The sequence below is a fragment of the Corallococcus sp. CA047B genome (assembly GCF_003612065.1).
GTDB lineage: Bacteria > Myxococcota > Myxococcia > Myxococcales > Myxococcaceae > Corallococcus > Corallococcus praedator.
This window is the reverse complement of sequence record NZ_RAWD01000762.1, coordinates 1-251: the sequence shown is the minus strand read 5'-3', so window position 1 is coordinate 251 and position 251 is coordinate 1. Positions and strand designations below refer to the sequence as shown.

1 protein-coding gene is annotated in these 251 nt (G+C 67.7%); it reads left to right on the top strand.

Annotation, left to right across the window (positions count from 1 at the left end; genetic code table 11):
- Positions 1-31 precede the first annotated feature (31 nt).
- On the top strand, positions 32-127 hold the full coding sequence (locus tag D7X74_RS45430; RefSeq protein WP_370450875.1) for a hypothetical protein: 96 nt from the start codon (positions 32-34) through the stop codon (positions 125-127).
- Positions 128-251 lie beyond the last annotated feature (124 nt).

The window sequence follows — 251 nt, the reverse complement described above, 5'->3', positions numbered from 1 at the left end:
CACGACCGGCGCCTCGCCTGGCCTCAACGCCATCGCCACCGCGGACATGGACGCGGATGGGTACGCCGACCTCATCCTGACCAACAGGGGCTCCGGCACCGTGACCGTGGTCCCCAACGGACTCTAACAGCACCTAACGAAAGTCAGGGCTGGGCTGGCCGTTGGCAAGGGGCATCCTCAGCTTGAGGGACATGGTCCGTGAACTCGTCCCCGACGCCTTCTGGCAGCGCGTGGCGCCCCTGCTGCCTCCG